5 protein-coding genes are annotated in these 4,454 nt (G+C 70.0%); all 5 read left to right on the top strand.

The features are described 5' to 3' along the window. On the top strand, positions 1-865 hold an 865-nt coding region (locus tag V6M42_RS08525), incomplete at its 5' end, for an enoyl-CoA hydratase family protein (RefSeq protein WP_442880942.1). 3 nt (positions 866-868) lie between these two features. Beyond that, the gene (locus V6M42_RS08520) at positions 869-2,035 is read left to right on the top strand and encodes an acyl-CoA dehydrogenase family protein (RefSeq protein ID WP_332678194.1); all 1,167 of its coding nucleotides are present in this window, start codon (positions 869-871) and stop codon (positions 2,033-2,035) included. Continuing rightward, positions 2,035-3,639 (top strand): AMP-binding protein, encoded by a 1,605-nt coding sequence (locus V6M42_RS08515; protein WP_332678193.1) that lies wholly within the window; start codon positions 2,035-2,037, stop codon positions 3,637-3,639. The genes V6M42_RS08520 and V6M42_RS08515 overlap by 1 nt, the downstream gene beginning before the upstream one ends. Beyond that, positions 3,636-4,058, top strand: coding sequence for an acyl-CoA thioesterase (locus tag V6M42_RS08510; protein ID WP_332678192.1), 423 nt, complete (start codon positions 3,636-3,638; stop codon positions 4,056-4,058). Before V6M42_RS08515 ends, V6M42_RS08510 begins: the two co-directional genes overlap by 4 nt. Then, a complete protein-coding gene (locus V6M42_RS08505; protein WP_332678191.1) occupies positions 4,055-4,450 on the top strand; it encodes a RidA family protein in 396 nt (131 codons plus the stop codon). Before V6M42_RS08510 ends, V6M42_RS08505 begins: the two co-directional genes overlap by 4 nt. Positions 4,451-4,454 lie beyond the last annotated feature (4 nt).

The following is a 4,454-nucleotide window of genomic DNA, read 5'->3' as shown; positions in this document are numbered from 1 at the left end:
TGGAGCGCGCCAAGCGGTCGCTCCACGCCACCACGCACGAGGAGCTGAACGGATGAAGGCGCGCGACTACAAGGCGGCCCATTTCCTGTGGTCGGTCGACGACGACGGCGTCGCCACCCTGACCCTGAACCGGCCTGAGCGGAAGAATCCACTGACGTTCGAGTCCTATGCCGAGATGCGCGACCTGTTCCGCGCCTTGACCCACGCCGACGATTGCAAGGTGGTGATCGTCACCGGCGCGGGCGGCAACTTCTCCTCGGGCGGCGACGTGCACGAGATCATCGGCCCGCTGACCGAAATGGACATGCCGGCCCTGCTGACCTTCACCCGCATGACCGGCGATCTGGTCAAGGCCATGCGTGGCTGTCCCCAGCCCGTCATCGCGGCGCTGGACGGCGTCTGCGTTGGGGCCGGCGCCATCATGGCCATGGCCTCGGACCTGCGCATCGCCACGCCGCGGACAAAGACGGCCTTCCTGTTCACCCGCGTCGGCCTGGCCGGTTGCGACATGGGCGCCTGCGCCATCCTGCCCCGCCAGATCGGTCAGGGCCGGGCGTCGGAACTGCTGTTCACCGGCCGCGTCATGACCGCCGACGAGGGCGAGCGCTGGGGCTTCCACAACCGCGTCGTCGAGGGCGAGGCCCTGATGGAGACAGCGCTGGAACTGGCCCGCTCCCTGGCGAAGGGGCCGACCTTCGCCCACGGGATCACCAAGAACCAGCTCAACGTCGAATGGGACATGAGCCTGGAGGCTGCGATCGAATCCGAGGCCCAGGCACAGGCCATCTGCATGCAGACCAAGGACTTCCGCCGCGCCTATGAGGCCTTCGCCGCCAAGCGCGAGCCGGTGTTCGAGGGGAACTGAGCCATGGCCGACCGCACCTTCCTCGACTGGCCCTTCTTCGACGACCGCCACCGCGCCTTCGCCGCCGACATCGAGACCTGGGCCGAGGCGAACGGCGACGTCCTGCACCTGCATGGCGACCATGATCTGGACGGCGACTGCCGGACGATCCTGAAGGCGCTGGCCGACGGCGGCTGGCTGAACAACGCCGTGCCGGACGCCAACGGCAAGCTGGACGTGCGTACCCTGTGCCTGACGCGCGAGACCCTGGCCCGCCGCTCCGGCCTCGCCGACTTCGTCTTCGCCATGCAGGGCCTCGGCTCCGGCCCGATCAGCCTGTTCGGCACAGACGACCAGAAGTCCCGCTGGCTGCCGGGCGTGGCGTCGGGTCAGACCATCGCCGCCTTCGCCCTGTCCGAGCCCGACGCCGGATCGGACGTCGCCGCCCTGTCGACCAGCGCGCGCCGCGACGGCGATGACTGGATCCTCGACGGGACCAAGACCTTCATCTCCAACGGCGGCCTCGCCGACCGCTACACCGTCTTCGCCCGCACCGGCGAAGGAACGGGCGCCAAGGGCATCAGCGCCTTCGTCGTCGACGCGGATGCGCCCGGCTTCGAGATCGTTGAGCGCATCCCCCTGATGGCCGCCCACCCGCTGGCCACGATCCGGTTCAACCGGTGCCGCATCGACGGCGACCGTATCCTCGGCGCGCCGGGCGACGGCTTCCGCATCGCCATGGCCACGCTGGACGTGTTCCGCTCCACCGTCGCCGCCGCCGCCCTCGGCTTCTCGCGCCGGGCCTTCGACGAGGCGGCTAGCCGCACCGTCGCCCGCAAGCTGTTCGGAGCGCCGATGAGCGACCTGCAGCTGGTGCAGGCCTCGCTGGCCGACATGGCGCTGAAGATCGACGCCTCGGCCCTGCTGATCTACCGCGCCGCCTGGCTGAAGGATCAGGGCGCGCCGCGCGTCACCCGCGAAGCCGCCATGGCCAAACTCTACGCCACCGACGAGGCGCAGGCCGTCATCGACCAGGCCGTCCAGCTGTTCGGCGGCCTCGGCGTCGTCTCGGGCCATCCGGTCGAGCGGCTGTACCGCGAGATCCGCGCCCTGCGCATCTATGAGGGAGCCTCCGAGGTGCAGAAGATCGTCATCGCCCGGCAGGTTCTCGCCGGCATGGGAGGCGCCTGATGGGGAGCAGCGCGCATCTCGACCTGTTCGTGCTCGACCATCTGCCGCCGGCGGAGCAGCAGCCGGAACTGATCTTCGACCTGCCGGAACTGAACTATCCCGATCGGCTGAACGCCGGCGTCGAACTGCTGCGTCGCGCGATCGAGGCGGCGGGCCCGGACGCCCGCGCCCTGATCGACCACGACCTCGAGTTTTCGTGGAGCCGCGTCGACGCCATCTCGGGTCGGATGGCGCAGGTGCTGGTCGAGGAGATGGGGCTGGTTCCCGGCAACCGCGTCCTGCTGCACGGGCCCAACTCCAGCTGGACCGTCCTCGCATGGTTCGCGATCCTGAAGGCCGGCGGCGTGGTCGTCGCCACCATGCCCATGCTGCGCGCAGCCGAACTGGCCACCGTGATCGACAAGGCGCGGATCAGCCATGCGCTGGTCTACGACGCCTTCGCGGAGGTCGTGGCCGAGGCCCGGGACGGGGCGCCGTCCCTGACGGAGGTGATGACCTCGACGGTCCTGCGGATGGCGGCCCAGGCCCTGCCCATGGGCTTCCGCTTCGAAGCCGTCGACACGGCCGCCGAGGACCCCGCCCTGATCGCCTTCACCTCGGGCACCACGGGCAAGCCCAAGGGCTGCGTCCATTTCCATCGCGACATCCTCGCCATGGCCGACACCTTCGCGAAACACATCCTCGGCCTGACGAAGGACGACGTCGTCGTCGGCACCCCGCCCATCGCCTTCACCTTCGGCCTCGGTGGGCTGGTGGTCTTCCCGGCCGCCGTCGGCGCCGCGACCGCCTTCGCCAATCGCCCCGGCTTCGACGCCCTGGCCGAGACCGTCGCCCGCCATCGGGCCACCGCCCTGTTCACCGCCCCGACCGGCTACCGCGCCCTGCTGAAACTGGCCGGCGAGCACGACCTGTCGTCGCTGCGCACCTGCGTCTCGGCCGGCGAGGCCCTGCCCGCCGCCACCTCCGACGCCTGGCATCATGCGACCGGCGTCCGCATCATCGATGGCATCGGCTCGACCGAGATGATCCACGTCTTCATCTCGGCGCGCGGCGACGACATCCGCCCGGGCAGCACCGGCAAGGCCGTCCCCGGCTATCAGGCCCGCATCATCGACGCCGACGGCCGCCCCCTGCCCCCGGGCGAGACCGGCCGCCTCGCCGTGCGCGGCCCGACGGGTTGCCGCTATCTCGACGACCCGCGACAGGCCGCCTATGTCCAGGACGGCTGGAACCTGACCGGCGACGTCTACCGGCTGGATGAGGACGGCTGGTTCTGGTTCGTGGCCCGGTCCGACGACATGATCATCTCGTCCGGCTACAACATCGGCGCGCCCGAGGTGGAACACGCCCTGCTGCGCCACCCCGCCGTCGCCGAGGCCGCCGTCATCGGCGCGCCCGATCCCGAACGCGGCCAGATCGTCCAGGCCTTCGTCGTCCTGAACGAGGGCTGCGTCCCGTCCGACGCCCTGCGGGCCGAGCTCCAGACCTTCGTGAAGGGCGTCATCGCCCCGTACAAATACCCGCGCGGCCTCGACTTCGTGGACGCCCTGCCCAAGACCCAGACCGGCAAGCTGCAGCGCTTCCGGCTCAAGGAGCCGACATGACGGGCGAAGTTTTCACCGTCGAGCGCCGCGTCCGCTTCGCCGACTGCGACGCGGCGGGCATCGTCTTCTTTCCGCGCTATTTCGAGATGCTGAACGGCGTCGTCGAGGACTGGTTCGCCGGGCCGCTACAGGCCTCGTTCCGCGAACTGCATGTCGAGCGCCGCGTCAGCGTTCCGACGGCCGCCGTCGAGGCCCGCTTCATCGCCCCGTCGCGGCTGGAGGACGAGCTGACCTTTGATCTGACGGTGACAAGGCTGGGCGGAGCCTCCTGCGGCCTGCGCCATCGCATCAGGGCCGGCGACGATCTGCGCTTCGAGGCGAGCCAGACCATCGTCTACGTCGGCGCCTCGCTGAAACCCGAGCCCTGGCCCGAGGCCCTGCGCGCCCGCATCGCCCCCTTCGTGGAGACCGCCCCATGAACCGCGTCCTGCTTCCCGAAGGCTGGCCCCGGCCGAAGGGCTATTCCAACGGCGTCGAGGCCACCGGTCGCACCGTCTACGTCGCCGGCCAGATCGGCTGGACGCCCGAGGGCGTGTTCGTCGAGGCCGGTTTCGCCGGCCAGTTCCGTCAGACCATCCAGAACACCCTCGCGGTCCTGACAGAGGCCGGAGCCGGCCCCGAGCATATCGTCCGTATGACCTGGTACGTGGTCGACAAGGCCGAATACCTGTCCGCCCTTCGCGATATCGGGGCGGCGTGGCGCGAACTGATCGGGCCCCACTATCCCGCCATGGCCGTGGTCGAGGTCAAGGGGCTGATCGAGGACGCGGCCCGCATCGAGATCGAGACCACCGCCGTCATCCCCGCGTGAGGCT

This window comes from Brevundimonas sp. (genome assembly GCF_036677305.1).
Taxonomy (GTDB): domain Bacteria; phylum Pseudomonadota; class Alphaproteobacteria; order Caulobacterales; family Caulobacteraceae; genus Brevundimonas.
This window is presented reverse-complemented; position numbering and strand designations above follow the sequence as displayed.

Excerpts from the sequence above, each read along its gene's own strand:
- V6M42_RS08520 (WP_332678194.1), top strand. The coding sequence starts at position 869 with ATGGCCGACCGCACCTTCCTCGACTGGCCCTTCTTCGACGACCGCCAC.
- V6M42_RS08515 (WP_332678193.1), top strand. The coding sequence starts at position 2,035 with ATGGGGAGCAGCGCGCATCTCGACCTGTTCGTGCTCGACCATCTGCCG.
- V6M42_RS08510 (WP_332678192.1), top strand. The coding sequence starts at position 3,636 with ATGACGGGCGAAGTTTTCACCGTCGAGCGCCGCGTCCGCTTCGCCGAC.
- V6M42_RS08505 (WP_332678191.1), top strand. The coding sequence starts at position 4,055 with ATGAACCGCGTCCTGCTTCCCGAAGGCTGGCCCCGGCCGAAGGGCTAT.